Annotated in this window: 1 protein-coding gene and 1 pseudogene; both read right to left on the bottom strand. The window is 64.6% G+C overall.

The features are described 5' to 3' along the window. The coding region (locus tag Y707_RS31310) for a hypothetical protein (protein WP_162150184.1) at nucleotides 1-413 on the bottom strand (413 nt) is incomplete at its 3' end. After that, nucleotides 410-796, bottom strand: a pseudogene (locus tag Y707_RS31305) (hypothetical protein); the annotation flags it as partial. The gene Y707_RS31310 and the pseudogene Y707_RS31305, both read right to left, overlap by 4 nt.

Below are 796 nucleotides of genomic sequence, written 5' to 3'. Positions count from 1 at the left end.
CCCGAAGGTCGTTGGGCCGGTGGCTCTGGAGCCGGTGCCGGCGCGGGCGCCTGCGGCTCTTGGTTGTTGGAGGAATTCTCCGACTTTCCCTCTTTCTCCCGCTCGTCGGCGATCTTCGCCTTTAGATCGGACTGTACGACGACGATGGCCCCTTCGATCTGCTGCCGCCGGTCCTCGCTGACCAAACCGTCCGAGGAAACCGATTGAAGCCTTTCTTCCAACCGTTGCAGTGCCTCCATGGCCCGGGAATACTGTTCATCCGCGGAAAGCTGCGTCACCACCTGAACGGCAGCCTGAAGTTCGTTGGCCGCAGCGGAACCGTACTCTGATCCGGAACCGCAGCCGGACAGGAATCCGACGCTGAGCACTCCGACCGCTGCGCCGTGCAGCAGGTGCTTGTTCAGTTTCATCACGGAACCACGCTTTCCTGCAGGTCTTCCAGATGTTGGCCAAGCTCGCCGGGAACCGATGGGTAATCGATGGGTTCGACGCCGGTTGGCCCCAGCAGCAGCATGGTCACCACGACCGCGGCGGCGGCCACGACAGCCACCACGAACACGAGCAACACCCATTGCAATGCGCTGAGTCCGCCACCCTTGCGCCGTCGTCGATTGGATAGTTCCCGGTCTTCGCCTTCCTCCGGCAGATCGAGTCCGCCGCCCCTTCGCCTTTGCCGATTGGACGGTTCCTGGTCTTCGCGTTCCTCCGGCAGATCGAGTTGCCGGGACGGCCGGCCCGATGGCGAAGCAGCACCGTCAGCCTGCCCCGCCCCGGCTGCGGGGGTGACCGGCAGGGG

This window comes from Arthrobacter sp. H14 (assembly GCF_000520495.1).
Taxonomy (GTDB): domain Bacteria; phylum Actinomycetota; class Actinomycetes; order Actinomycetales; family Micrococcaceae; genus Arthrobacter_C.
Note: the sequence above shows the minus strand (reverse complement) of the source record. Positions and strands in the feature narration are given on the sequence as shown.